The organism is Thalassospira indica (assembly GCF_003403095.1).
Lineage (GTDB): Bacteria > Pseudomonadota > Alphaproteobacteria > Rhodospirillales > Thalassospiraceae > Thalassospira > Thalassospira indica.
The window spans coordinates 4,583,654-4,609,726 of the sequence record NZ_CP031555.1 but is presented as its reverse complement, the minus strand read 5'-3'; the positions used below and the strand labels follow the sequence as shown (position 1 = coordinate 4,609,726).

Here is a 26,073-nt window from a genome sequence, read left to right as displayed (position 1 = left end):
TAAAACTGTGATCGATACATATTGCTTGTATCAAAAACAAAGGGCGGCGCAATGCCACCCTTTGCCGCGTACGATGAAAGTACGAAATTTATCGTGTGTCCGATGAAAGATCAGAACGGCAGTTTGAAGCCTTCTGGCAGGTTCATGCCGCCGGTGACGTCTTTCATCTTTTCCTGGACGGCGGCCTCGACCTTGACCTTGGCGTCGTTATAGGCAGCCACAATCAGGTCTTCGAGGACTTCGGTGTCGTTCGGGTCAACGATGCTTTTATCCAGCGAAAGGCCGCGCATTTCGCCTTTGCCGTTCAGCATCACCTTGACCATGCCCGCACCGGACTGGCCTTCGATTTCAAGTTCAACCAGTCCTTCCTGCATTTCCTGCATTTTGGACTGCATCTGCTGGGCCTGTTTGAGCATCCCTGCAAGGTTCTTCATAGCTCGTCGTCTCCTTCGAGATAAAATGCGTCGTCATATACGGAACCGCTTTCGTCCTCTTCACCTTCGGCGTTTTCCTGTCCGGGTGGCAGATGGACGGCAACGATTTTGGCTTTGGGTAAACCATCAAGTATGGCCCTGACCAGCGGATCTTGCGAGGCATCCGCCTTGCGCTGTTCAAGGGCCTCAAGTTCCTGTTCCTTAAGCGTCGGGGCCCCTTCTTCGCGCTCCGACACACTGACCAGCCAGCGATGACCGGTCAGGCCATTCAGCGCCTTGATCAGCTTGGTCGAAAGGTCCGATCCCGCCCCGCGTGCCGGGCGAAATTCGATGCGACCCGGCTCATACTTCACCAGATGCATATAGTTTTTGACCTGCATCGAAAGGCCGGTGGTTTCCCGGTCCTTGCCAAGCAACTCGGCAACTTCTTCGAACGTTTCCGGCATCTTGGCATAGACTGGCTGTTCGACCTGTTGGGGTTCGCCCAGCGGGTCTGGTCGCGCCCGCGCCACTGCGGCTGCACCGCCGCCGCCATTAACAACCTGCATGCGCGGTCCCGGACCGCCACTGCCGCCGCCATTGCCGCCACCTTGGGGCGCGCCGCCGCCGTTACCGGCATTGTTCATATCCTGACGCAGCTTCTTGATCAGATCACCGGGTGGTGGCATTTCCGCGGCATAGGCCAGACGGATCAGGATCATTTCAGCGGCCTGAATGGGCGATGGCGCAATCCGCGTTTCTTCAAGGCCCTTCAGCAGCATCTGCCAGGCGCGGGTCAATTGCGGCATGGCAAGCTTGGCGGCGATTTCCTTGCCGCGTTCGCGTTCGATCTGTGACACGCCGGGATCATTGGCGGCATCAGGCGACAGCTTCACACGTGTCAGCCAGTGGGTCAGATCAAGCATATCCTGCAACATCACCGGCGGATCACCGCCAAGGGCATATTGCGCACCAAGAAGTTCCAGCGCCTCGTTAATCTCGCCCTTCATGGTGTGATCGAACAGATCGAAAATCCGCGACCGATCCGAAAGGCCCAGCATATCACGCACCTGCTGGGTGGTGACCTTGCCAGCACCATGCGAAATCGCCTGATCGAGCAAGCTCATGCCATCACGCACCGAACCATCGGCGGCACGCGCGATCAGGGTGACGGCTTCTTCTTCGATCTCGGCATTTTCAAGCCCGGCGATGCGGCTATAGTGCGCGGCCAGTTCGTCGGTCTGCACTCGGCGCAAGTCAAAGCGCTGACAACGCGACAGGACCGTGATCGGGATTTTGCGGATTTCGGTGGTGGCAAAGATGAATTTCACATGCTCTGGCGGTTCTTCAAGCGTCTTCAAAAGCGCGTTAAACGCACTTTTCGAAAGCATGTGCACTTCGTCGATGATGTAGATCTTGTAGCGCGCCGACGTCGGGCGATAGCGTACACCCTCGATCAGTTCGCGAATGTCATCAACACCGGTACGCGACGCCGCATCCATTTCCAGAACGTCAACATGACGGTCTTCGGCAATCGCGCGGCAATGCTCACACACACCGCACGGCTCGATCGTCGCACCGCCCTTGCCATCCGCACCAATGCAGTTCAGGGCACGCGCAATGATACGCGCCGTCGTGGTTTTACCAATCCCGCGCACACCGGTCAGGATAAAGGCATGGGCAAGACGGCCACTTTCAAGCGCATTTGACAGCGTCTTGACCATCGGCCCGTGGCCGATCAGTTCATCAAAGGATTTCGGGCGGTATTTCCGCGCAAGAACCTGATACTCGCTTTTGCTTTCTGGCTCGGCCGTGGTGACGGGCGCGGTTGTGTCCGCGACGTTACTGTCTGTCACCGTGTCACCTTCTGGTGCCGTTTCGCTGGCGGTCTCGATCTGCTCGCTCATTCATCCGGTCCGGACTGTTTTAATTCTCATTCGGTTTTAGCAGCTTCGAAGCCCTATGGGAAAGGCCAAGTGGGAAATTTCCCATACAAAAAAACATCTGCCCGCGAATGTCAGGGGCATGGCAAATATCAGCGATTTCAAAGGGAGAAATGAAAGGGTGAGAGACTGAACAGCGACCCGGAAAAACTCGTTACGGCTGCTACCTTCCGGTCCTGACCGGGTTGGCGAGCGGTCCGTCCACTGCCAGCCTCTCGCCCCCTATATCGCGCAAGCGTCCATAAAACGCAAGGGTTGGCTGGGATTTTTTCTGTTATCAAGCAATCGTGGCTTTTGACCGATCCCCACCCACGTTAATGTCATGCTCCGTCACCACAGGAAATGTCGGCGATCCCATGGGCTTGCCCGATATTTTCCGCATCAGAATTTCAAGAAAGTGACCACCATGTACAGGCTGTTTTATGAATCCGTTGATCTTGATCGCGATGCGGTTTTGCGCAAACGCGAAGACTGGCAACAGGTTCTATTGGCCGAGGAGTCGCTGCGCATCCTGATCTGTCACGCCGGTGATCCACTTTTTGCCTGGCCCGAAGATATGGACGCCCATGAACTGGTGGTGCTCGGCGCCCCGGCCGTGCCGCATCTGGATGTTGATCTTCATCGCGGGCAGTGGATTTATCTTGGCCGTGATGAAAGCGGGCCGGTGATTGCGGTCGATATTGCCGCGGTGGTGACCGATCGTGACGAGGCGATCCGCAAACTCGGCGGTGGTTTTGGCGATATGCGCACCCGCATGGCCAATCTTTCGGTGGATGAGGCCGCCCTTGCCGCACAGGCGCGCGCGATTTTCAACTGGCATCAGGGGCACCAGTTTTGTGGGGCGTGCGGCCATCCGAACCTGGTGGCAGAGGCGGGCTATCGTCTGCAATGCAGCAATCCGAACTGCGGCAAATCGCATTTCCCGCGCACTGATCCGGCCGTGATCATGTTGATCCATCATCAGGATCATGTGTTGCTGGCAAGATCCCCGCAATTCCTGCCCGGCATGGTGTCGGTTCTGGCCGGTTTTGTCGAACCGGGTGAAACCCTTGAACAGGCGGTCGCGCGCGAAGTGTTCGAAGAAGTCGGTGTCCGGATCAAACGCCCGCAATATGTCGCATCCCAGCCCTGGCCGTTTCCGGGGTCCTTGATGCTGGGCTTTGTCGCCGAGGCCGAAACAACCGACCTTCTGCCTGATAACGACGAAATCGAGTTTGCCATGTGGGTGCATCGTGATGATGTGCCCGATTTGCCGGAAAAGGGCATCAACCTGCCGCGTCCGATATCTATCGCGCGCTTCCTTCTGGAAAACTGGTGTGCCGGGCACATATAAAGACAAAGAAGCCTTTGTCACCATCCTGGTGATACGGCATCGCTGTACTGGGTGATGATCGGTATTCAGGAAAAAGCTTTGGTAGCGATACGTTTTCTACGCGATTTGGTTGTAACCGGCGTTGCTGTCTGTTTGCTTGCGACTTTGTTCGCAGTAACGGCCGCAAAGGCTCATGAACGGATCCCCGTCAAGGTTGGTGCGTACGAATATGGCGTGGTCTATTTCTATGATGATGGCAAGCCACAGGGCATGGTTCTGCACCTGATCAGACTTCTGAATGATTTGCAGGACGAATATGTGTTTGAACTTGCCGAAACCTCATCGCGCAGGCGCTATCAGGCCGTCACCAGTGGCGAGGTCGACCTTGTTCTGCTGGAAAGTGCGCAATGGGAATGGCGGAATCTGGATGTTCAGTTCTCCAAATCCATTGTTCAGGAAAAGGACCTTTATCTGACGCTTGCCGGGCCGGATAACACCGACGCACTTTTGTCAGATGTGACAAATTATCCGATCCTGTGCGTGTTGGGGTTCCATTACGGATTTGCCGATTTCAACGCAGATCCGGAATATCTGCGCCAGAACTTTGATGTTTTGCTGCGCTATAACGAGCAAGAAGTCCTTGACGGACTTCTGGCCGGGGAAGCCCCGATTGGTATTGTTTCGGCGGGCTTTCTGGCTGCCCGGTTTGTTGATTATCCGTCTTTGCGCGAAAGCCTTGTGATTTCCGATCAGCCCGATGCCGTCCATGATCTGGTGGCGGTGCTGTCAGCCGGATCGTCTATCCCGCTTGAACGGTTCAATCAATTGATTGCGAAACTGCAATCCACTGGCGAGGTCGAACGCCTGTGGCAGCAACTTCACATCGGTCTGTCTGGCTAGGTCCTGACCCAAGTCCTGCGCCAAGCCCCGACCGGATTGGCTAGTCGATCGGTGGAATACGGGCAATAACATTGCGGCGCAGGGCGTCTGGACGTTCGCGCCAGGCAACAATGCCCTTTTCACTTTCGGCATATTTTGACGCCAGTTCACACAGGTCTTCTACCATGCTGTCAGGATCAACATTGCCATAAACATATCCCCATTTACCCGATCCGTTCAGCGCGACCGAACAGCCAGACTTGCAGTTGGTCAGGCATTCAACCGGTTTAACCTCAAACGGCAGATCGCGCGTGGCACAGACTTCCTGAATGCGCTCAAAAAGCGTCTGACCATCGCGCGGATCACTCGGTGCGCTGGCGATTGAGGACGTGCAGGTCGTGCAGATATTCAGGCGGGACTTGGCAGTCATGCGGGTGATCTTATCCGGGCTGGTGACAGGTAAACGACGCGGGGGCGCATCCAATCAGCTTGCGACTGGTTTGGTCAAGTCATCATCAAGATGTTGGGTGACATATTCCTGAATCGCACCGGCAAGCTGGCGATTGACCAGCGGATGGGCTTCTTCGGCCAGCATGACAGCAACACCGACGGCTGGCAGTGGCGGAAATCCGTCCCGCGTATCAAGGATTTTGAATTCGTCGGTCACACTGGCCGCCGCAAGGGCGCCAACCCCCAACCCATCGCGGACCAGATGCAACATCGAGGCCGCTTGCCGCGAGGTCGCATAAAGCGTGAAGGGCCGGTTGGATTTCGAAAAGGCGTCAATCGCCCATGCATGAAACTTGCAATCCTCGGCCGGCAGAACAAGCGGCAGCGGATCAAGAAGATGCTGCTTATGAACCGCCGATGTCACCCAGACCCCAAGTTCATGGCACAGGAAATATCCCTCTTCACCTTTTTCCGACCGGCTGATGATCGACAGATCAAGCTCCCCCTGATCAAGCATCCGGCGGAGCAGGATCGTCGGATTGACCGACACGAAAAAGCGCGCCTGTGGATGCACCGCACTTATGGCGCGCAGAACAATTGGCAAAATCTTTTGCGCGTAATCATCAGGGCAGCCGATGCGGATCGGACGGCTTTCTTCCTGCGAACGCAATTGTCCCATCGCCTCATCTGTCAGGCTCAGGATCCGTCTGGCATACCCGACAAAGGTGATGCCTTCATGGGTCAGTTGAACGTTGCGCCCGTTGCGCTCAAACAGTTTGTTGTCGACCAGTTCTTCAAGCCGCTTCATCTGCATCGAAAAGGCCGATGGCGTGCGCCCGATACGGTCGGCGGCACGGTTGAAGCTGCCGCATTCGGCAAAGGCGACAAAGCTTCTGAGAAGATCGGAATCCATGGCCTCTCCTTTGATCAGAAAAATTGATCAGGAATTTTGAACAATAGGGTCAAAACTATTCGATTGTCCGATTTTGATCCAGCGGCAAATATCAAACCCGGCCGGCCAATGCTGTAATGCGAATGCTTTTGATGCATATGCCACAAGGATGAGTCTGATGATTTTGAACGACTATTTGATGTCGGGAAACGGCTATAAGGTCCGTTTGCTGCTTTCGATGCTGGGTCAACCGTTTGAATATGTCGAACGCGACATCATGAAAGGCGAAACCCACACGCCCGAATACCTTGAAAAGGTCAACCCGAACGGCAAAATTCCAGCCCTCGTCCTGGATGACGGAAGGACCCTTGCCGAAAGCAACGCCATTCTGATCTATCTGGCCGAAGGCACCAATTTCATCCCCGAGGATGCCTATGACCGGGCCGATATGATGAGCTGGTTGTTCTTTGAACAGTATGACCATGAACCGAACGTCGCCGTTCTGATTTCATGGTATGCGATCAAGGGCCTGCCGGAACATGCCGATATCCTTGAACCGATGAAACAGGCAGGGGCCAAGCGTGCGCTTGATCTGATGGAAAAGCGTCTTTCAGGGCATAACTGGCTGGTGGGCGATGCGCTTACCATCGCCGATATCTCGCTTTATGCCTACACGCACCGGGCCGAGCTTGGCAAAATCAGTCTGGCACCCTATCCAGGCATTCGCGCCTGGCTTGACCGGATGACGGCGGTTCCGGGCTATGTACCGATCACCTGGACGCCTTAAAGGGCACCAAAAAGCAGCCACCACAAACAGGAACGTCACCCAAGGCAAGGGGGAGGCGGGGGAAGTTGTTCCCATCCGTGGTGGCTGAATACCCTGACGGGAGAAACGTCAGGGTGGCGGTACAATTTTCAGGCTGATTTCAAAAGCTTTTCTGGCAAAAGCGGATCGGTCTGGGCCGCAGAACTTCGCGCCTTGAAGCGCCTAAAGGCATCGGCGACATTGGGCGCGTTTGCCAACATTTCAGGGCCGCCCGGCATCGCGTTCAGATAATGCATCATCGGCATGATCATCATGTCGGGAATGGTGAAACGGTCGCCACAAACCCAGCCATAGCCATAAGCAGCATCAAGGACAGAAAGATCGTGACGGATGCGGTCCGCCATCTCGTTCATACGGGTGGTAAATTCCGGGTCGCGACGTTTGACATCATCGGCAAAAAACATCGGAATAACGAAATTGCGGATGATGTCCGGATCAAGCCGGGTCATGGCGACACTGATCCACTGGTTCATCCGGGCCGCTTTTTCGGCATGCACCGGGCGCAATAACGGCCCGGGGAAATTATCATCAATATAGCGGCAAATGGCGGCGGTTTCATAAAGCACGAACGGCCCGTGGGTCAGCACCGGCACCTTGCCAAACGGGTTGTTGTGCAAAACTGCCGGTGTTGGCGGATGGCCGGGTGGCTGGACATTCCGGCTGCTGAACGCGAACGGTATTTCCTTTTCCAGACAGGCAATGCGAACTGTGCGTGTCAGGTTACTGCGCGGCATTCCGATAATTGTGACATCCGACATGGCAAGACCCTTTTGTTTGGTGAACTTGCAGACAGGATTACGTCCCCCATAATATGTTCAAGAACATATTATCAGAATGTGTCATGGTGAATCTGTCGCCAGATCCAAACATCCGATGACGTCCGATTACGTGATGGAGTTCGAAATGCCCTATGCGCCGACGCACAAGCCCAAAACCCGCATTCGCATCGTCAATGCGGCAAGTGCGCTGTTTAAAAAGCACGGGTTTGAAAATGTCACGATTGATCAGGTCATGGCAGCGGCCGGGCTGACCCGCGGCGGGTTCTATGCCCACTTCAAGAACAAGGAAGCCCTGTTTGTTGCCTGCGTTGAAAACGGCATGTCGCTTTTGTCATCGCCCGTGCTGGCAAAATTGCGCAAGGCCGAGCTGTCCGGAAGCGACTGGGTGACATCCTTTGCCGAACTCTATCTGTCACGGGTGCATATCGATAACCCCGAACTTGGATGTGCGCTGCCAACCCTGTCGTCCGAAGTCTCACGCTCCGGCGATCAGGCGCGTTCGGCGTTTTCAAAACTGATTGATCAGGCATCGGGAAAACTTGCCTGGAAACTGGCAAAGGAAGACGGTGTTCCGGGTATGGATAAACCTGTCCCGGTCGATGGTGAGTCCGTACTGCCAGATGTTCCTGATGGTTACCGCACCGAAGCCACATCTATGCTGGCGATGCTGGTCGGGGCAGTTGTTCTGAGCCGTGCAGTCGATGACGAGACGGCCGACGATATCCTGACCTCTACGCGCAAGACAATCCTGCAATCGCGAGATCGCCTATGCGCGAAGGCTGGTCAGAAAACCGCCTGATCAGTCGTAAAAGCCCGACAGGATTTCGGCATAGATTTTCACAAGGTTTTCGATGTCATCGACCATGGCGTGCTCATCGACCTTGTGCATGCTTTGCCCGACCAGACCGAATTCGGCGACTTCGGTATATTTCTGGATGAAGCGGGCATCTGATGTGCCGCCGGTCGTGCTCATTTCAGGTCGCTTGCCAGTGATTTTTTCCGACGCATCAGCAATCAGGTTGGCGAGTTTGCCCGGATTGGACAGGAAGGCCTCGCCGGAAATCTTGACTTTGAGATCGTGCGCGCCGGCATGCTCGGCACAGACATCCTCGATCCATTTTTTAAGATCGGCACCTGTGTGTTGATCGTTAAAGCGGATGTTAAACGCCGCACTGACCTTGGCAGGTACGACGTTGGTTGCGGTATTCCCCGCATCAACCGTGGTGATTTCAAGGTTGCTGGGCTGGAAATGATCCGTGCCCTGATCCAGCTCACGGGAATTGAGCACATCCAGCGTTTTGAGCATGCGCGGAACCGGATTGTCGGCCAGATGCGGATAAGCCACATGACCCTGCGCGCCATAAACCGTCAGCCAGCCGGTGATCGAGCCCCGTCGCCCGACTTTCATCATCTCGCCCAGATATTTCGGGTTGGTCGGTTCGCCGACCAGACAGGCATCAAATTTTTCGCCCTGCTGATCGCACCATTCGACCAGCTTGACCGTGCCATTGATCGCATCGGCCTCTTCATCGCCGGTGATGAGAAAACTGATCGATTCATCGAAATCCGGGTTGGCGGCAAGGAAGGCGTCAACTGCACCGACAAAGCAGGCAATGCCGGTTTTCATATCCACAGCCCCACGGCCAAACAGACGACCATCTTTGACCTCGCCGCCAAACGGATCGACGGTCCATGCGGCACTGTCGCCAGCCGGGACAACATCGGTATGACCGGCGAAACAGAAATTGCGGCCCTTGGTGCCAAGGCGGGCATAGAGATTGTCAATCGTGTCACTGCCATCGCCATCGAAAACCTTGCGTGTGCAGGTAAAGCCGCGGGCCTCAAGCGCCTTTTGCAACACATCAAGCGCGCCTTCATCAGCCGGGGTGACCGACGGGCAGCGGATCAGGGATTGTGCAAGTTCAAGGGCGGTCGACATTGGTGCTCTCTTGGTCTTTGGGTGCTGGACAGCAATAGGAATTTGTGCCTATTTTTTGTTTCACGTGAAACAAAAGAAGAACAAATATACATTAAGGGGCGAAACAGCCATCCGTTTCGCCCCTTATATCATGATCGTAAAGCGCGTTGCAGATCAGTCGCGCAGCAGCTCATTGATCGAGGTTTTCGAGCGGGTCTTTTCATCAACGCGTTTGATGATGACCGCGCAATACAGGCTCGGCCCCGGCGTACCATCCGGAAGCGGCTTGCCCGGAATGCTGCCCGGCACGACGACGGAATAAGCCGGGACACGACCGACAAAGGTTTCGCCGGTGGTGCGGTCGATGATTTTGGTTGATGCGCCGATAAAGACACCCATCGAAATGACGGCACCTTCTTCGACGATGACACCTTCGACGATTTCCGAACGGGCACCGATAAAGGCATTGTCTTCGATGATGACCGGGCCGGCCTGAAGCGGTTCAAGCACGCCACCGATGCCCGCACCACCCGACAGGTGAACGTTTTTGCCGATCTGTGCGCAGGATCCAACCGTCGCCCACGTGTCGACCATAACGCCGGTATCGACATAGGCGCCAAGGTTAACGAATGACGGCATCAAAACGGTGCCCGGTGCGACATAGGCCGAACGGCGCACAATGCTGCCTGGAACGGCGCGGAAACCGGCCTGTTTGAATTCGGCTTCGCCCCAGCCTTCGAATTTCGACGGGACCTTGTCCCACCAGTTGGTGTTTTCGCCCGGGCCACCTGCGATGGTGGTCATGTCATTGAGACGGAAGGACAGCAGAACCGCCTTTTTCGCCCACTGATTGACAACCCATTTGCCGCTGGTTTTTTCGGCAACACGCAGTTCGCCGGAATCCATGGCATTGAGCGTCTGTTCAACAGCCTTGCGGATTTCACCCTGGGTAGAGGAGTTAATCTCGTCGCGGTTTTCCCATGCGACGTTGATCACGCCTTCAAGCTCGGTTCTGTTCATTTTTCGAAGGTCCTTGCGGTCAGCCAAAATTGCGTCGGCGGAGAATGGTCAATGCGCGCGCGCAAGTCAACTCCGCCAGTTTACGTAGAAACGCCTGTTTCAGGCAGATTTCCGTTCCTGATCCCGTATGGCCGATAGACATAGCCGATCATACCGCCAAGCTCAATCCTGGAACGATGACAAATCAGCGCTGCCCTGCCCGGTAGCGGGGAAGTGAAGCGCCCTGATTGGGCGCAGCTTTAACGGGGGGATTACGATCCGGTGTTAAGCCCGCGCAAGAAGCCGACAAGATCATCCGTTTCATGATCAATGCGCGGATCATCGCGACCGGCCTGCGCCCATTCAAGATCGGTATGCACCCAGACGGTGGTCATGCCCATATCCTTGGCCGGCAGAAGGTTTTTGGCCATGTCTTCGAAATAGACCGCGCGGGTCGGGTCGATGCCATCGCGCGCCAGCAACAGGTCATAGGGTTCCTGCTTGGGCTTGGGAATGTATTGCGCATCGACAATGTCAAAGATGGTTTCGAAATGATCGGCAATGCCAAGCCGATCCATCACCCGTTCGGCATGGCCGCGCGATGCATTGGTGAAAATCAGTTTGCGACCCGGAAGGTCATCAAGCGCAAGGGCAAGATCCGGTGCGGGTGCCACGACCGACAGATCAATGTCATGCACCTTGGCAAGATAATCGGCCGGGTCGACTTCATGTTCGGTCATCAGCCCGTGCAAGGTAGTGCCATAGCGATGGAAATAATCCTTTTGCACCCGATAGGCTTCATCGGCCTCAAGCTTAAGCGCATCGCGGACATATTGCCCGATCAGGTCGGAAACCTGTGAAAACAGATTGCAGGCCGCAGGATAGAGCGTGTTGTCGAGATCAAAGATCAGCACGCTGTCATCGTCAAGACGGGGCAATGCGGATCTGCTTTTCGCGGCGGTGGTCATGATCAGGGGCCTTCCGGATATGCTTGTTGGACAGACGTGCCTTCCGCACGTGTCAGGCAGTCGACATTTGTATGCGATCCTTACGTCGTTGCAAACCGTCAGGATCAGTCAGAACGTTAATCGTGTACATGCGGTCATTTGTTCACCGTTGCGTTGCATGCATGCGCGCGCGATGTGCGCAGGGGTTTAAAACGGCCGACAAGACCAAACATATATGGGGTCCTTGAACCGGTTAAGTGCCAAACAGGATGGGATCCGGCCCTGAAAATCGGGAGAGAACATTATTATCCGTCCGCATAGGAAATTCAGGTTTTGTAAAACCCTTGTTAAGTAGAAGCAGCGAAAATGACCGAAAGCCATTAGGGCCCAGACTGGTTTCCGTGCTCGGGGGAGGGGAAACATTTGTTGATCCGGGCAGCGTGAGAGGGTGCATTGGATAAACTTATAAAGGCGCGAACAACCGAACTGCGCAATGAGAGAAACCGCTTTGCGGCATTGGCCTTTGTCTGGGGGGATCTTCTTCTGGAACTGGACGGGGATCTGCGCATTGTTTTTGCATCTGGCGCATCGGACGGGATTTTGGGGCATCGGCCGCAAGACCTGTCGGGGAAGTCGTTTATCCAATTCCTGGCAAAACAGTATCGCCCGCTGGTGACAGAGATGTTGCGGGTCGCGCGCCGTCGCGGGCGCATGGACAATATTCAGGTCCGCTTCAATCAGCAGGCCGACATGTTAAGCCCGCCGGTTTCCATGAGTGGCTATTTCCTGCCCGATCTTGGCGATCATTTCTTTGTCGCGCTCAGAGTTGCGATCAATGCCCTGTCGCCTGATGTTGCTGCCAGCCTTCAGCGCGACAATGCCACGGGCCTTCTGGATGAAGAAAGCCTGTCAAAGGTTGTGACCGAACGGCTTGTTGCGCAACGCGAAACCGGGGCTGAGCATAAATTTACCCTGATGACGCTCAATGCCTTTGACCCGCTTTGTCAGCGGATGCAACAGATAGAGCGCGCAGAACTGATGGCCAGTGTCGGGGCGTTTTTGCGAGCTCATTCGGTTGCCGGTGACACCGCCGGACGGCTGGGGACCGAGCGGTTTGGCATGTTGCACCGTCCCGATGTTCCGATTGGCGAACTTGAAAAGCGAATCGCGGAATGTGTGCGCGATGCCGATCCGACCGGGGTTGGCATCGAGGTCAGTTCATCGGTGACCGATTTTACCGCCGAGCTGATCCCACCGGGCGACCTAGCGCGCGGTGTTTTGTATTCCATCCGGCGGTTCTGTGACCGGCAGGAGCACAGCTTTACGTTTTCGCGCCTGATGGGTCAGGCGGATAATCTGGTCAACAATACCTTTTCGGCGATGCAGGATTTTGGCACCCGGGTCGATCAGTTGAAGTTCGATACGGTGTATCAGCCGATCGTGCGCCTGCCGAATGCGGAAATCCATCATTTCGAAGTGCTGGTAAGGTTCTATGACGATGATGGCAAACTGATCCCGACACAGGAACTGGTCAGCTTTGCCGAGCAGGTCAATATGGTCCATCGTCTTGATCTGGCGATGTTGCGCCGAAACCTTAAATGGATCAGCGCCCAGCTTGATCAGGGGATAACAGCCCGGGTTGCTGTGAATATTTCCGGCCATTCGTTGGGAAATCCGGATTTTTGCCGGTCTGTGATCGCACTGTTTGAGCGCCATCGCGAAGCACTTGGCCAATTGATGCTTGAGATCACCGAAACCGCCGAAATCACAGATATCGATATGGCGGCAAAATGGATTGCCCGTTTCCGTGAATTCGGGGTCGAGATCTGCCTTGATGATTTCGGGACCGGTGCGTCGAACTTCCGGTATCTCAGCGCAATGGATATCGATTATGTAAAGATTGACGGCGAATCAATCCGGCAATCGACCAAGACGGCCAAGGGGCTGGCGTTCCTGCGATCGCTTGTCGATCTGTGTCACGATATCAATGTCGAGGTTGTCGCCGAGATGATCGAGACAGACAAGATGCGCGAACTTGTGACCAAGGCCGGTTTTGACTATGCTCAGGGCTATCTTTTCGGCAAGCCAGAGGCCGACATTACGCTTTATTGGCGTGATTCTGTTTACAAGCGATGATCAGCAGGCAAAGACATGCGCGGGCGGTGATATTGAGCCGCGAGAAGCGGTGTTAACTGGCCCGATCAGTTTTTGCTGTCCTCGGAAGTCAGGCCATATCGGGCGAGGATTTTGTCAAACAGACCGTTTTCCCGGATCGCCACAAGCCCGTTGTTCAGTTCCCTGAGCAATGTCTTTGGGTCCCTTGCTTTGCGCGAGATGCAGGCAAAATAGGGATTGTTGGAAATCACCTTGGAACGGACCATCGCGATATCGGTGATGGCGTGTTGCGAATGATGCAGTTCGTATTCCATCGGCGCCTTGTAGGACAGGGCGGCATCGATACGGCGTGACAGCAGCATATTAAGAAGGGTGGCCTCGTTATTGACCACCATAACATCAAGCCCGGCTGCACGGGCGGTTGACTCAAGGCTGTAACCGCTGACCACACCAATGATCATGTTTCTGGCATCGGAAATCTTTTCAAGCGATTGCAGGGCGGTCTTCCCAAAGGCATAGAACGCGACCCCGACATGGCCGAGTAGGTAGGAATAAAACATATCCTCTTCGCGTTCAGGCAGGTAACTGCACGAACACAGACCATCAACCTGTCCGGTACTGGCAAGGAAATAAGCCCGTCGCCAAGGGTAAAATGGTGTGATCAGGGTGATGTTGCGCGTGGCAAATGCGGCGCGCAATATTTCGATGTCATAGCCCGGTAAAGCGGCATTCTGGGCAATTTTTGAGGGTGGGAACGGATTGCACGCCAGTGTGACGGTACGCTGGTTGCCAGCGGGGGGGATCAGGGTGTTCTGGGCCGATGCCATGCTGATCGTGCCTAGCAGGACCAAGGCAGCAAGGGTCAGGTAAATGATATTGGTGCAGATTCTCAGGTGTTGGCGTGCGCCGAAAGCAGAGCAGCGCAAAGGCACATATGAAATAATACCGGCCCACTTTCCCACGATTTTTTAACCGCTCAAAAAAGAATAACGGAATCAATATGCTATCACGTTTTGGTGGATAACTATGAGTTATTCGCGTGATGTATGAAACAATTTAAGGTAGAAAGATTTACAAATAGTCACGCTACAAAAAAAGGCCGGTGTTTAACACCGGCCTTTTTGAATATCAATGCCCGAATTTATTCGGCGGCTTTGACTTCCGCGCTGTTGCGGATGGCAGCTTCGCGGACATCGTCGGTGACATGTTCTTCAAACTTCGCGAAGTTCTTTTCAAACAGGCCGGTCAGGTTGGTGGCAGCCTTGTCATAGGCAGCCTTGTCTTTCCAGCTTTCGCGCGGGTTCAGAACTTCTGCCGGGATGTCACCACAAGCAGTCGGATATGCCAGACCGAAATACGGATCGGTCGCAAATTCGGCACTTTCCAGCTCGCCATTGAGCGCGGCATTCAGCAGGCCACGGGTGTAGGCAATCTTCATGCGCGACCCAACACCATAGCCACCACCGGACCAGCCGGTATTGACCAGCCAGCAATTGGCTTCGTGTTTTTCCATCATTTCGCCAAGCAGCTTGGCGTAAACCGAGGGATGACGCGGCATGAACGGCGCACCAAAGCAGGCAGAGAACGCAGCAGTCGGTTCCTTGACACCCTTTTCGGTGCCAGCAACTTTTGCGGTATAGCCCGACAGGAAGTGATACATCGCCTGTGCCGAGGACAGTTTTGCGATCGGCGGCAGAACGCCAAAGGCATCACAGGTCAGCATGATGATGTTTTTCGGATGGCCGCCACGACCGGTTTCCGACGCATTCGGAATGAATTCGATCGGATAGGAAGAACGGGTATTTTCGGTGTGACGGGCATCGTCGAGATCAAGCTCGCGCGATTGCTTGTTCATCACAACGTTTTCAAGAACGGTGCCGAAACGCTCGGTCGTTGCGAAGATTTCCGGCTCGGCTTCCTTGGAGAGCTTGATGACCTTGGCGTAGCAGCCGCCTTCGAAGTTAAAGACGCCGTCTTCGCCCCAGCCGTGCTCGTCATCCCCAATCAGGGTGCGCGATGCATCGGCAGACAGGGTGGTTTTACCGGTCCCCGACAGGCCAAAGAAGACGGCGGTGTCACCATCCTTGCCCATATTGGCCGAGCAATGCATCGGCATGACGCCCTTGGCCGGAAGAATGTGGTTAAGAACCGAGAAGATCGATTTCTTCATTTCGCCGGCATACCAAGTGCCGCCGATGATGACCATTTTGCGTTCAAAACTGACCATCACGAAGACTTCGGAGCGGGTGCCGTCGTCTTGCGGGTCGGCCTGAAGGCCCGGTGCATGCAGAATGGTGAATTCCGGCGCGAAGTCGCGCAGTTCTTCTTTCTGCGGCTGGATGAACATGTTGCGGGCGAAAAGGTTATGCCATGCGTTTTCGTTGATTACGCGAACCGGCAGGCGGAAACGCGGATCGGAACCGGCATAGCAATCCTGAACGAACAGTTCGGTGCCCTGAAAATATGCGCGCACTTTCTGATAGAGGCGCTCAAATACTTCCGGGCTGACCGGGCGGTTTACATCGCCCCAATCGATATCTGCCTTGGTGCTTTCTTCTTCGACGATGAAGCGATCCAGCGGGGAACGGCCGGTATGTTCGCCGGTAAGGGCGACGAAGGCACCGCCTTTGGCGATTTTACCTTCATTGCGACGGATCGCATGTTCATAAAGGCCGGCAGCGTCAAGGTTCCAGTGAACGGCGCCAAGGTTTTTGAGGCCATGGGTTTCAAGGCCTACACGGCTGACAACGGGTCCTGATTGCAGCACGAAACTCTCCTGGTGGGAATGAAAATCTGGGGGTTAATGTCCTATTTTACACTGCCAATTGTGGGTAATCGGAAGCGCTGAGACATATTGTTACAAAGGTGTCTTAAAAGCAACCGCTCCTTTTGCCTTATACCTAGGAAAACGTAAGTGTTTTTGCGTTTGCGAAAATTACATTTTCAGGGTCGCGGGTTTAATGTTCAGAATGCAAATGGTCCGACTTATGCGCGCCATATTTTGCACATTTTGACCAAAATTTCGCGTGCCTCGTCCGGCGTTCGGACCGGGGTCGGGAAGTCGATTCTAAGCGGTGCGGTATCGACCGAATTGGCGGTCAGAACCATGCCATCGCAATCGATGGATTGCATCTGCCAGCCGCCGTTGGGATCGGCAGTGGTGAAGTGACCAACAATGCCAGACAGGGCATCCATATGATCGGCATTCATATGGGCGACGATCCCGTCATGGCCGTCGATCAGTGCCTTACAGTTTGGCAGGATCAGTTTATCACCCGAAAGGCGGCGTTGTTTGCCAAATCCGCCCACCCAGTAGGCTGCATCGACAGAAACCCGATAGAACCCGAAATCAGCAAAATCGGCATATTGGGCAGCATCCGGATTGGCGCGCAGATAGCAGGCGCGAATTGCCGGGGTATCATCGCGCACAGCACGACCAAACACGGTCAGCCGCGCCGTATCCGTTTCAATCATCGCGTCCCCGTCTGCCAAAGTTGGTGGCGGGGTAAACAAAAGGGAAACCTGATCATCGGCCAGAATGTGACGGGTGTGATCTGCCAGTTCGGAAATCAGCAACAGCGGTGTGCCATCAATATAAATGGCCGGAACGACCATCGAGGCGACGGGCCAGCCATCTGTGACCTGCTTGTGGCCAACAGCAATTGTCGCCAGGGTCGCGTGGTTTGCTGTGCGCATCAAATGACGCAGTGATGTTGCAGAAGCTGTGCTTGCTGACATGCCCGGTTCCTTCTTTATCTGATAGCAAACTAATTGCCGCAATCAGGTCGGGCAAGTAGTTGAAAGAAGAAGCACGGGTGGGGGATCAGTCTTGATTGGACTTGGCGGGAGTGTTGGCCTTGCGCTTCTGCGCGCTGGCGATAACCCGCTTCTTTGCGCCGTCACTCAGGGTCATCCACGAACCGATTTCATCGCCGGTACGAAAACATCCCATGCAATGGCCCGATTTCTGGTCCAGCACACATGTGCCGATGCAGGGGGATTTGACGGGCATGAAAAAAGGTCTCCAAAACGTAAATGGCAGGAAGCAATCAAGCTTCCTGCCATAAAAAGCAGTTTCGCGCGCAGCAATCAAGGGGAGGATCTTGGGCTGCGCGCGAAACGAACGGGGGGATGGCCGGTTATGGCTTAAATCAATTCACTTAAAGGCGATTGAACCACTCGCGGACCTGACGGTCGGCCTCTTCGCGTTGAATGCCATAGGCTTCCTGAATCTTGCCGACCAGTTTGTCTTGCTGGCCATCAATGGCATCGACATCATCGTCGGTCAGGCGACCCCACTGTTTTTTGACGTCACCGGTAAGCTGTTTCCAACGTCCTTCGATTTGGTCCCAATTCATTATCGTCTCCTGTTTTGGTTGACGGTTTGCTCGACCAAGGGATGTTGTGCCCTTTGTCTTATTCAACGAAAGAGCCGCATCGTTGTTCCAAATTGATTTTCCGGATGGCTTACGGCAACGGGACGCAGCATTGACCGTGGTGTGCTTGCCATATTGTGCTCGGGCGGGTATAGCCCGTTGCAGTTTCTTTTCATGGAGTTGTTTTCGCACCGGCCTGACACGGGGTTTTGGTGCGGCACGGAGGAAGATATGCGCGGCTATTTCGGGATTGGAATTGAAGGGGCAAGCAAGCCTTTGAATGTGGGCACCCTGTTTCGTTCTGCCCATGCCTTTGGCGCAAGCTTTGCGTTTACGGTGGATGCAGATTTCCGCGAGGAACGCTCCAACATCACCGACACATCGAAGTCGGGCGAACAGATGCCCTACTATCATTTCCCCGATCACGACAATCTGTTTCTGCCGCAGGGCTGCCGCATGGTGGGGGTCGAACTGACACCCGATGCGATTGAACTGCCAAGCTTCAAGCATCCGTCGCAGGCGGCTTATATCCTGGGTCCGGAACGCGGAAACCTGTCGGATGAAATGCAGGAAAAATGCGATTTCATCATCAAGATCCCGATGAGTTTCTGTGTCAATGTGGCGATTGCCGCCAATATCGTGATGTATGACCGGGTGATCAATCTGGGCCGCTTTGCCCCACGCCCGGTGCGTGCCGGTGCGCCGACCGAACCCAAGCCCGAAGCCCATTATGGCGGCTGGATTTCGCGCACGCGCAACAAACGCAAGGGTGACCCGGAAAAATTCCGTCAGGCTCCGCCGCCCGATTACTCGGTAATCGACGGTTCGCTTGATGATGATGATGCCTGATTACCGCAACCCAATGCCCCAGATATAAAGAAGCAACGGCCGCGAGGGAGGAGCACGGCCGTTGCTGTGTGTGATCTGCGGTTTGCTGTGCCGTGACAGGGGGGGGCTTGGCACGCCGCGCAGATCAGGGTGTTTGGTGATGGTCAGGCGGCCTTGTGATCGGTCGCTGTCTCTTCCTTGTTTGTCGTGTCGTCTGTTTCTTCGGTTTCTTCTTCGGGGCGTTTGCCATGCGGGTTGCGCAGAAGATTGGCGATCATGCGCATGCCGACTTCGCCCTGAAGGGTCAAAAGGCTTTCGGGGTGGAACTGCACGGCACTGATCGGCAGGCTTTTGTGGCGGATGCCCATGATTACCCCGTCGTCACTGCGCGCCGTGACCGCAAGGTCGGCTGGCATTTCAGCCGCCTTGGCAAACAGGGAATGGTAGCGTCCGACAACGATGTCTTCGGGCAGGCCATCAAACAGCGGATCGGTTGTATCGAGTTTCACCTTTGACGGTTTGCCATGCATCGGTGTGACAAGTTGGCCGAGTGACCCGCCAAAGAATTCGACAATCCCCTGCAGACCAAGACAAACCCCGAATACCGGCAAACCGGCGGCCAGCGCACGTTCGATGCTGTCGCGCAGGTGATAGTCATCCGGGCGCCCCGGACCGGGCGACAGGAACACCAGATCAGGTTTGAAATCCTCAAACGCCTGATCGGGGAAGCCCGGACGGAGTGTGAGCGTTTCTGCCCCCGTCGCACGAATGTAGCTTGCAAGGTTTTGCACAAAGCTGTCTTCGTGATCGATCAGAAGCACGCGTTTGCCAACGCCTGATACCGTCGGATCAAGGGTGACTTCATCCTTGGCATCGCGGGTGACAGCATCAATCATTGCAGATGCCTTCAGGACGGTTTCGGCTTCTTCGGCGTCGGGTTCGCTATCAAAAAGAAGCGTCGCGCCCGCACGGACCTCGGCGACGCCCTGTTTCAGGCGCACAGTGCGCAGCGTCAGTCCGGTATTCAGATCGCCATTGCACAAAACAGCCCCGATCGCCCCGCCATACCAGGCGCGTGCGCTGCGTTCGACGGCCTCGATATGTTTCATGGCGGCGCGTTTGGGGGCACCGGTGACGGTCACGGCCCAGCAATGGGTCAGGAAGGCATCGAGCGCATCAAAGCCATCCCGCAGGCGACCTTCGACATGATCAACCGTGTGGATCAGGCGCGAATACATTTCGATCTGACGCCGGCCCAGAATGCGGATGCTGCCCGGTTTGCAGACGCGTGCCTTGTCGTTGCGATCGACATCGGTGCACATGGTGAGTTCTGATTCTTCCTTGGCGGAATTCAGCAATGTGCGGATGTTTTCGGCATCTTCAATCGCATCGCGGCCACGCGCGATGGTGCCGGAAATCGGGCAGGTTTCGATGCGCTGTCCCTTGACCCGGACATACATTTCGGGCGATGCGCCAATCAGATGTTCACCGTCGCCGAGATTGATCAAGAAGCCGTAAGGGGCGGGGTTGCGGCGTTTGAGACGGCGGAAGATTTCCGATGGTTTGACATCGCAAGCAGTGCGGAAAACGCGGCTGGGCACGACTTCGAACAATTCACCACGGGCAAAGCGGTGCTTGGCGTCTTCGACGATTGTGGCGTATTCGCCCTGCTTCATGTCGTTTTCGATTTCGGCATTGTTGCCGCGTGACGGCGGGTGGGGTTGGGAAATACGTTCCAGCCCGGCGGTGCTGCGGCCATCGGGGGCGATAAATTCATAATCAAACCGGGTGGCAACGCGCGACGCATGGTCGACTGTGACCATCTGATCAGGCAGGAACAGGTGGATGTCCTTATGATCCGCCGGGCGGTCCTGGGCCAGATTGATCTGTTCGAAATGAAGCGCGATGTCATAACCAAACGCGCCATACAGCCCAAGCCGTTCATCGCCCTTGTGCCCGAACAGATCACGCAGCGCACGCACAACCGAAAACAGGCTGGGTTGCTGACTGCGTTGTTCTTCGGGGAACCAGGCGGCGGGTTTTTTGACCACGCCATACAGCCCGTCTTCGCCGTTGGTCAGGCTTTCAACATGGGGATGGTTTTCAAGCGCCGTCGAAATGACATCAAGCAACACCCGACCGCGATCATTGAGCGCATGGAGGGCAAAGCCGCGTTCACGTCCGACAATTTCAAGCGGTGGGGCATCAAATCCCATGTCCCAACGTGAATAGCGCCCCGGAAATTCATAGCTTGACGACAGCAACACGCCCTTGGTGCCATCAAGCGCATCAATCAGGCCTTCGGTTGCGTTTTCGTAAGCCACTTCGGTCATGCGGCGGATCACCGAAACACCGCCATCGGTGGTGTAGCGATATTCGCTGCTGTCAGTGGAAATGCCGGTTTGGCTTGTCGGGGTCGTCACGTTTTTTACTCCTGTGTGGGCCTTTTGCCGCAGGAGCCATGTGATCTTTAGACAAGGAGGAAGAAGTCTGAAAACACAAAGCCGCCTGCAAGAATGAGGCGGCCGGTATGTTTAGGGCACGAGTTTTGGCCGCCCGCTTAAGCGAGCCACCACCAACGATTTGCAATGCGGGTCGGGTTCATGCCGTGTGTTTTCATGACGCAACCATGTGCCCAAAAAAACCGGGCGTCAAGACTTTTGCGGCGAGGGGGGTGTTTCGGTGTCGTGCAGTTCAAGGTGAAGCGGCTGATGGCAATGCGGGCAGGTCAGGATTTCATCGCTTTCATTGCGGTGGACATCGCGGATGTCCTCGATAATCCATTGGGCCTGTTCTTCGCTGATGCCAAGTTCTTCCTGATGCGATCGCAGTTTGTTGCGGACCCGTTCGGTCAGACGTTTGCCCAGCAGCTGGCGGGTGGCCTGATGGCGATATTCGGCTTCGCGGCGGCGCAGTTCGGCGTTAAAAGCCGAGGCCAGAATACCGGCCGGGACGGCGACAATCCCGATGCCGGTCAGCGAGATGATGCTGGCCAAGAATTTGCCAAACGGGGTGATCGGCACAACATCGCCATAGCCGACCGTGGCAAGGGTAATGACACTCCAATAAAGCGCATCAAGCAGGTTGGCGAACTGTTCGGGTTGGGCTTCGTGTTCGGCGAGGTAAATCGCCCCGGCACTGAAAACCAGCATGCAGGCAAGGGCGGCACTGGCGGCACCGAAAATGCCCATCTGCTGGCGAAACACCAGCATCATCAGTTCCAGCCCGGTGGAATAGCGGGTGAATTTCAACAGGCGCAGCAACCGGACAATACGGATAAAGCGCAAATCAATGCTGGTAAAGAACCACAGGAAGATCGGCAGGATCGCCAGAAGGTCAATCAGTGCCATCGGCGTCAGCATATAGCGCAGCCGACCGAACGTGCCTGCAAAACGGGGATTGTCCGGGGCGGACCAGACACGCAGGGCGTATTCGATAGCAAAGATCAGCGTGCAGACGATCTCGATTGTGGCAAACAGAATGAAATAGCGTTCGGCAAAGGCTTCGACCGAGTCAAAAATCACCGAGACGACATTGATGATGATCGCGCTGGCCAGAACCAGATGCACAAACAGCGAAAACCGCGATTCCCGGTCAACACCGTGCAGAAGCTTCTGGGTTCTTGATCGAAGGGTCGGTTTCATGTCGCGCGTACTCGGTCCGGGCAATGGATTGCACTATTGCCCGGGCAGTTTTGCGCCCAATCATTTCAGAAATGGTTAAATCAACTCTGATCCCCAACGATCAGAGGGATCAGTACCCTTTTGCCGCCTGGATGAAGGCCGAGATTTTGCGCGGGTCCTTGACCCCCTTGCTGCGTTCGACACCGGATGACACGTCAACCCAGGGGGCGCCGGTAATCTTTACGGCCTCGGCGACGTTGCTGGGATCAAGTCCGCCAGCCAGCATCCAGTTGCTTTGGAAGTTCTGACCGGTCAGAAGCGTCCAGTCGAACGAAACCGCATTGCCGCCGGGAAGGACGCTTTCCTTGGGCGGTTTGGCATCAAACAACAGAAAATCGGCAACGCCGTCATAGTTTTTCTTGGCGTTTTCGATGTCTTCGAGGGTACTGACAGAAATGGCCTTCATGACCTTGAGGCCAAAGCGTTCCCTGACCTCGGCCACGCGTTCCGGACTTTCCTTGCCATGGAGTTGGATGACATCGAGATTGCCCGCCTTGATCGCGTTTTCAAGCGCCTCGTCACCGGCTTCGACAAACAGGCCGACCTTATAGATACTGTTGGGGACCCGTTCGGTCAGCGTCTTGGCACCCTTAAGCGAGATATGGCGCGGGCTTGGCGGGAAAAAGACATATCCAAGGGCATCTGCCCCGGCACTCATGGCTGCAATCGCGGCATCTTCGCTGTTAATTCCACAGATTTTTACCATGCAGCTCATCGGGGCATCCTGTTCTTGTCGTCGCTCTAATCTTCTTGGCAAACGCTTGTCGCGTCAGATTGACTTAACAGAAATGACCACGATCCAACAGGATATTTGCGTTTTGTCGTGGCTTTCCACTGGCAGGATAATCATTGCTGCGCTATTTTCCCGGCCATGAGCAAGAACACAGACCCTGCCGCGGGCGAAACCGGCGAAAACACAACCCACTTTGGTTTTCGTGATGTTCCCGAAAGCCAGAAGGCATCCATGGTGCGAGAGGTCTTCGACACTGTTGCGTCGAAATATGACCTGATGAACGATCTGATGAGCGGTGGCGTGCATCGCTTGTGGAAAGACAGTTTCATCAACGAGCTCAAGCCGCGTCCGGGCATGAAGTTGCTCGACGTTGCCGGGGGCACCGGGGATATTGCGTTTCGCTTCCTGAAAAACGGTGGTGGCTCTGTCACGGTCTGTGACATCAACTATGAGATGCTCCATGTTGGGCGCGACCGTGCGGTTGATCATGGTATCCTGAAAAACATCAACTGGACCGTCGGTGATGCGCAGAAATTGCCGCTGCCAGACCAGTCGGTTGATGCCTATACCATCGCCTTTGGCATTCGCAATGTGACCCGCATTGAAGAGGCGCTTTCGGAAGCCTATCGCGTCCTGCGTCCGGGTGGGAAGTTCCAGTGTCTTGAATTTTCCAAGGTCGTCGTTCCGGGGTTCGATAAGCTGTATGACACCTATTCATTCAAGCTTTTGCCCGAAATCGGCCGGTTTATCGCGGGCAATCGCGAAGCTTATCAGTATCTGGCGGAAAGCATTCGCAAGTTCCCCGATCAGGAAACATTTGCATCCATGATCCGGGCGGCTGGCTTTGAGCGGGTAAAATACCGCAACCTGTCTGGCGGGATTGCAGCCATTCATTCCGGTTGGCGGATATAAGGGCGTTTGACGCATGATCCGTTTTATTCGTAACAGCTTTCGCCTGCTTGCCATGGCGCGCACTTTGGCGCGCTATGATGCGTTGTTTCCACTCGCCCTCGTGCCGGGGGGGAAACTTGTCGCGTTTCTGGCTCGCCTGACAGCCCCGTTTTCACGCCGGTCTGATTTGCCACCGGGCAAAAGACTGGCCCGTGCGCTTGAGGAATTGGGCCCGGCCTTTATCAAGCTTGGCCAGACCTTGGCGACCCGATCCGACTTGATTGGCGATGATGTGGCGGCCGACCTATCATCGCTTCAGGATCGCCTGCCGCCATTTTCGGCCAAGGTTGCCAAACGCATCATCACCGAACAGCTGGCTGAGCCGTTTGACGTGCTGTTTGCCGAATTTGATGAAACGCCGGTCGCCGCCGCATCGATCGCGCAGGTGCATTTCGCCACCACGACCGATGGGCGCGAAGTGGCCGTCAAGGTCCTGCGCCCGGATATCCGGTATCGCTTTGCGCGCGACATGGACCTGTTTTACTGGATTGCGGAACTTGTTGAACTGACCCAGCCGCGCCTGCGTCGTCTTAAACCGATTGAAACGGTCAAGGCGCTTGAAGACAGTGTCCATCTTGAGATGGATCTGCGTTTCGAGGCGGCGGCAGCATCGGAGTTCCGCCAAAATTTCGAAGACGATCCGACATATTACATCCCGCAGATCGATTGGGAACGTACCGCCGAGCATGTGATGACCATGGAGCGGGTCAAGGGCGTGCGTATCGATAATGTCGAAGCCCTTGATCGCATGGGCATTGACCGGTCTGACTTGCTGGCCAAGGCGGCTGGAGCATTTTTCCAACAGGTTTTCCGCGACGGTTTTTTCCATGCCGACATGCATCCGGGCAACCTGTTTGTTGATGAAAACGGCCGGGTCAGCTTGGTTGATTTCGGCATCATGGGCCGGGTGGACAAGCAGACGCGTCTTTATCTGGCCGAGATGTTGCTGGGCTTTTTGACGCGTGATTATCACCGGGTGGCCGAGGTACATTTCGAAGCGGGGTATGTTCCGCGCAACCAGTCGCTTGAAAACTTCCAGCAGGCCTGCCGTTCGATTGGCGAGCCGATCCTGGGCAAGGAACTGGCCGATATTTCCGTCGGGCGGTTGTTGGGGCAGTTGTTCCAGATTACCGAACAATTCGGCATGGAAACACAGCCGCAGCTTTTGATGTTGCAGAAAACCATGATCGTTGCCGAGGGGCTTTCACGTATTCTCAGCCCGAATGAGAATATGTGGGAACTGTCGCGTCCGCTGATCGAAGACTGGATGCGTGAAAACCTTGGTCCGGAAGCCAAGATCAAGGAAGCGACCCTTCAGGCGGGAACGATGCTGCGCCGTCTGCCCCGTGTGCTTGAAGCCGCCGAACAGGCATCCGCCGTCTTCACCGAACAGGGGCTTCGTCTCCATCCTGATACGGTTGCAGCGATGCGCGGTAAATCAGGCAATGGTCAGCGCAAATCTGGTGGTGTTTCACGCCAGACATTGGTTCTGTGGGTGGCGATTGCGGCACTGGCTGTTGCTGTTTACCTGAAATAACCAACGCGCCCGGATGGGAGCCCTATGATGGCAGATGGCGATAAAACCATTGAAATCAGTATGGATCGGGCACGGCTTGATCTTGATTACTGCTATGATTTTATCGCCGCGTCCTATTGGTCGGCCGGGCGAACGCGCGGCGAATTCGACCGATCTGTCGAAATGTCATTTCCCGTAGGGGCCTATTGCGAAGGCCGTCAGGTCGGTTTTGCACGTGTGGTCAGTGATCAGATCGCTATTGCCTATGTTGCCGATGTGTTTGTCGATCCGGATTATCGCCGCATGGGCATTGCTGCCAAAATGATCGATGCGTTGCATAGTCACCCGGAACTAAAGCGCGTGAAACGCTGGCTTCTGGCGACAGCGGATATGCAGCCGCTTTATCGTTTACATGGTTATGCGGATCTCGACGACATGATGATGATGCGCCTTGATGAGGACGCAAGAAACCGCGATCCATTACGCTAGGACCACATCGAAAAACAAAAACGC

Annotated in this window: 25 protein-coding genes and 1 other RNA gene; 9 read left to right on the top strand and 17 right to left on the bottom strand. The window is 55.3% G+C overall.

Annotated elements, in window-relative coordinates:
- Nucleotides 1-110 precede the first annotated feature (110 nt).
- The 3 genes from DY252_RS21545 to ffs all read right to left on the bottom strand — a co-directional run bounded on the left by DY252_RS21545 (nucleotide 111) and on the right by ffs (nucleotide 2,572).
- On the bottom strand, nucleotides 111-434 hold the full coding sequence (locus DY252_RS21545; RefSeq protein ID WP_008889081.1) for a YbaB/EbfC family nucleoid-associated protein: 324 nt from the start codon (nucleotides 432-434) through the stop codon (nucleotides 111-113).
- Complete coding sequence (locus tag DY252_RS21540; protein ID WP_064788166.1) at nucleotides 431-2,320, bottom strand: DNA polymerase III subunit gamma/tau; 1,890 nt, start codon at nucleotides 2,318-2,320, stop codon at nucleotides 431-433. Before DY252_RS21540 ends, DY252_RS21545 begins: the two co-directional genes overlap by 4 nt.
- A gap of 157 nt (nucleotides 2,321-2,477) precedes the next feature.
- An RNA gene (gene ffs, locus DY252_RS21535) (signal recognition particle sRNA small type) lies at nucleotides 2,478-2,572 on the bottom strand.
- A 190-nt stretch (nucleotides 2,573-2,762) separates the two neighbouring features.
- Between ffs and nudC the strand changes: the two genes are divergently transcribed.
- On the top strand, nucleotides 2,763-3,689 hold the full coding sequence (gene nudC, locus DY252_RS21530) for an NAD(+) diphosphatase (protein ID WP_064788167.1): 927 nt from the start codon (nucleotides 2,763-2,765) through the stop codon (nucleotides 3,687-3,689).
- A gap of 78 nt (nucleotides 3,690-3,767) precedes the next feature.
- Nucleotides 3,768-4,568: a transporter substrate-binding domain-containing protein gene (locus tag DY252_RS21525; protein WP_165374936.1), complete on the top strand. Its 801-nt coding sequence runs from the start codon at nucleotides 3,768-3,770 to the stop codon at nucleotides 4,566-4,568.
- 40 nt (nucleotides 4,569-4,608) lie between these two features.
- Here the strand turns inward: DY252_RS21525 and DY252_RS21520 are convergent, their stop codons facing one another.
- Entirely contained in the window at nucleotides 4,609-4,977 is a 369-nt protein-coding gene (locus DY252_RS21520) for a DUF1636 family protein (protein WP_064788345.1), read from the bottom strand.
- Nucleotides 4,978-5,031: 54 nt separating this feature from the next.
- Nucleotides 5,032-5,910, bottom strand: coding sequence for a LysR family transcriptional regulator (locus DY252_RS21515; protein WP_064788169.1), 879 nt, complete (start codon nucleotides 5,908-5,910; stop codon nucleotides 5,032-5,034).
- A 157-nt stretch (nucleotides 5,911-6,067) separates the two neighbouring features.
- On the opposite strand from DY252_RS21515, the gene DY252_RS21510 reads away from it, so the two are divergent.
- Nucleotides 6,068-6,676 carry a glutathione S-transferase family protein gene (locus tag DY252_RS21510; protein WP_082923413.1) on the top strand — a complete coding sequence of 203 codons (609 nt, stop codon included), beginning with the start codon at nucleotides 6,068-6,070 and terminating at the stop codon, nucleotides 6,674-6,676.
- A 128-nt stretch (nucleotides 6,677-6,804) separates the two neighbouring features.
- Here DY252_RS21510 and DY252_RS21505 read toward each other — a convergent pair whose 3' ends face one another.
- Nucleotides 6,805-7,473, bottom strand: a complete 669-nt coding sequence (locus DY252_RS21505) for a glutathione S-transferase family protein (RefSeq protein WP_064788171.1) — start codon at nucleotides 7,471-7,473, stop codon at nucleotides 6,805-6,807.
- Nucleotides 7,474-7,588: 115 nt separating this feature from the next.
- Here DY252_RS21505 and DY252_RS21500 point away from each other — a divergent pair, with 115 nt between their 5' ends.
- Nucleotides 7,589-8,293 carry a TetR/AcrR family transcriptional regulator gene (locus DY252_RS21500; protein WP_231959665.1) on the top strand — a complete coding sequence of 235 codons (705 nt, stop codon included), beginning with the start codon at nucleotides 7,589-7,591 and terminating at the stop codon, nucleotides 8,291-8,293.
- Here DY252_RS21500 and dapE read toward each other — a convergent pair whose 3' ends face one another.
- From dapE to DY252_RS21485, 3 genes are all read right to left on the bottom strand, one after another.
- Complete coding sequence (gene dapE / locus DY252_RS21495; protein WP_064788172.1) at nucleotides 8,294-9,433, bottom strand: succinyl-diaminopimelate desuccinylase; 1,140 nt, start codon at nucleotides 9,431-9,433, stop codon at nucleotides 8,294-8,296.
- Nucleotides 9,434-9,586: 153 nt separating this feature from the next.
- Entirely contained in the window at nucleotides 9,587-10,432 is an 846-nt protein-coding gene (gene dapD, locus DY252_RS21490; RefSeq protein ID WP_064788173.1) for a 2,3,4,5-tetrahydropyridine-2,6-dicarboxylate N-succinyltransferase, read from the bottom strand.
- A gap of 251 nt (nucleotides 10,433-10,683) precedes the next feature.
- Nucleotides 10,684-11,379 (bottom strand): pyrimidine 5'-nucleotidase, encoded by a 696-nt coding sequence (locus DY252_RS21485; protein ID WP_064788174.1) that lies wholly within the window; start codon nucleotides 11,377-11,379, stop codon nucleotides 10,684-10,686.
- A gap of 432 nt (nucleotides 11,380-11,811) precedes the next feature.
- On the opposite strand from DY252_RS21485, the gene DY252_RS21480 reads away from it, so the two are divergent.
- The gene (locus tag DY252_RS21480) at nucleotides 11,812-13,494 is read left to right on the top strand and encodes an EAL domain-containing protein (RefSeq protein WP_064788175.1); all 1,683 of its coding nucleotides are present in this window, start codon (nucleotides 11,812-11,814) and stop codon (nucleotides 13,492-13,494) included.
- A 65-nt stretch (nucleotides 13,495-13,559) separates the two neighbouring features.
- On the opposite strand, the gene DY252_RS21475 is transcribed toward DY252_RS21480, so the two are convergent.
- The 5 genes from DY252_RS21475 to DY252_RS21455 form a co-directional block, all read right to left on the bottom strand.
- Entirely contained in the window at nucleotides 13,560-14,435 is an 876-nt protein-coding gene (locus tag DY252_RS21475; RefSeq protein ID WP_129542787.1) for a substrate-binding periplasmic protein, read from the bottom strand.
- Nucleotides 14,436-14,614: 179 nt separating this feature from the next.
- Nucleotides 14,615-16,240: a phosphoenolpyruvate carboxykinase gene (locus DY252_RS21470; protein ID WP_064788177.1), complete on the bottom strand. Its 1,626-nt coding sequence runs from the start codon at nucleotides 16,238-16,240 to the stop codon at nucleotides 14,615-14,617.
- 218 nt (nucleotides 16,241-16,458) lie between these two features.
- Nucleotides 16,459-17,211, bottom strand: coding sequence for a HugZ family pyridoxamine 5'-phosphate oxidase (locus tag DY252_RS21465; protein WP_064788178.1), 753 nt, complete (start codon nucleotides 17,209-17,211; stop codon nucleotides 16,459-16,461).
- 85 nt (nucleotides 17,212-17,296) lie between these two features.
- A complete protein-coding gene (locus tag DY252_RS21460; protein WP_231959666.1) occupies nucleotides 17,297-17,566 on the bottom strand; it encodes a DUF1289 domain-containing protein in 270 nt (89 codons plus the stop codon).
- 67 nt (nucleotides 17,567-17,633) lie between these two features.
- A complete protein-coding gene (locus DY252_RS21455) occupies nucleotides 17,634-17,831 on the bottom strand; it encodes a CsbD family protein (protein ID WP_008889101.1) in 198 nt (65 codons plus the stop codon).
- Between the two features lie 249 nt (nucleotides 17,832-18,080).
- Here DY252_RS21455 and DY252_RS21450 point away from each other — a divergent pair, with 249 nt between their 5' ends.
- Nucleotides 18,081-18,698, top strand: a complete 618-nt coding sequence (locus DY252_RS21450) for an RNA methyltransferase (protein WP_064788180.1) — start codon at nucleotides 18,081-18,083, stop codon at nucleotides 18,696-18,698.
- 143 nt (nucleotides 18,699-18,841) lie between these two features.
- Here the strand turns inward: DY252_RS21450 and DY252_RS21445 are convergent, their stop codons facing one another.
- The 3 genes from DY252_RS21445 to DY252_RS21435 all read right to left on the bottom strand — a co-directional run bounded on the left by DY252_RS21445 (nucleotide 18,842) and on the right by DY252_RS21435 (nucleotide 23,075).
- Nucleotides 18,842-21,100, bottom strand: a complete 2,259-nt coding sequence (locus DY252_RS21445) for an anthranilate synthase component I (RefSeq protein WP_064788181.1) — start codon at nucleotides 21,098-21,100, stop codon at nucleotides 18,842-18,844.
- Between the two features lie 228 nt (nucleotides 21,101-21,328).
- The gene (locus tag DY252_RS21440; protein ID WP_064788182.1) at nucleotides 21,329-22,321 is read right to left on the bottom strand and encodes an ion transporter; all 993 of its coding nucleotides are present in this window, start codon (nucleotides 22,319-22,321) and stop codon (nucleotides 21,329-21,331) included.
- A gap of 109 nt (nucleotides 22,322-22,430) precedes the next feature.
- Entirely contained in the window at nucleotides 22,431-23,075 is a 645-nt protein-coding gene (locus DY252_RS21435) for a phosphoribosylanthranilate isomerase (RefSeq protein WP_064788183.1), read from the bottom strand.
- A 156-nt stretch (nucleotides 23,076-23,231) separates the two neighbouring features.
- On the opposite strand from DY252_RS21435, the gene ubiE reads away from it, so the two are divergent.
- The 3 genes from ubiE to DY252_RS21420 are packed head-to-tail and all read left to right on the top strand — an operon-like array spanning nucleotide 23,232 to nucleotide 26,049.
- A complete protein-coding gene (gene ubiE / locus DY252_RS21430) occupies nucleotides 23,232-24,005 on the top strand; it encodes a bifunctional demethylmenaquinone methyltransferase/2-methoxy-6-polyprenyl-1,4-benzoquinol methylase UbiE (protein WP_063085689.1) in 774 nt (257 codons plus the stop codon).
- Nucleotides 24,006-24,018: 13 nt separating this feature from the next.
- The gene (gene ubiB / locus DY252_RS21425; RefSeq protein WP_064788184.1) at nucleotides 24,019-25,581 is read left to right on the top strand and encodes a 2-polyprenylphenol 6-hydroxylase; all 1,563 of its coding nucleotides are present in this window, start codon (nucleotides 24,019-24,021) and stop codon (nucleotides 25,579-25,581) included.
- Nucleotides 25,582-25,608: 27 nt separating this feature from the next.
- Nucleotides 25,609-26,049: a GNAT family N-acetyltransferase gene (locus DY252_RS21420; protein WP_064788347.1), complete on the top strand. Its 441-nt coding sequence runs from the start codon at nucleotides 25,609-25,611 to the stop codon at nucleotides 26,047-26,049.
- Nucleotides 26,050-26,073 lie beyond the last annotated feature (24 nt).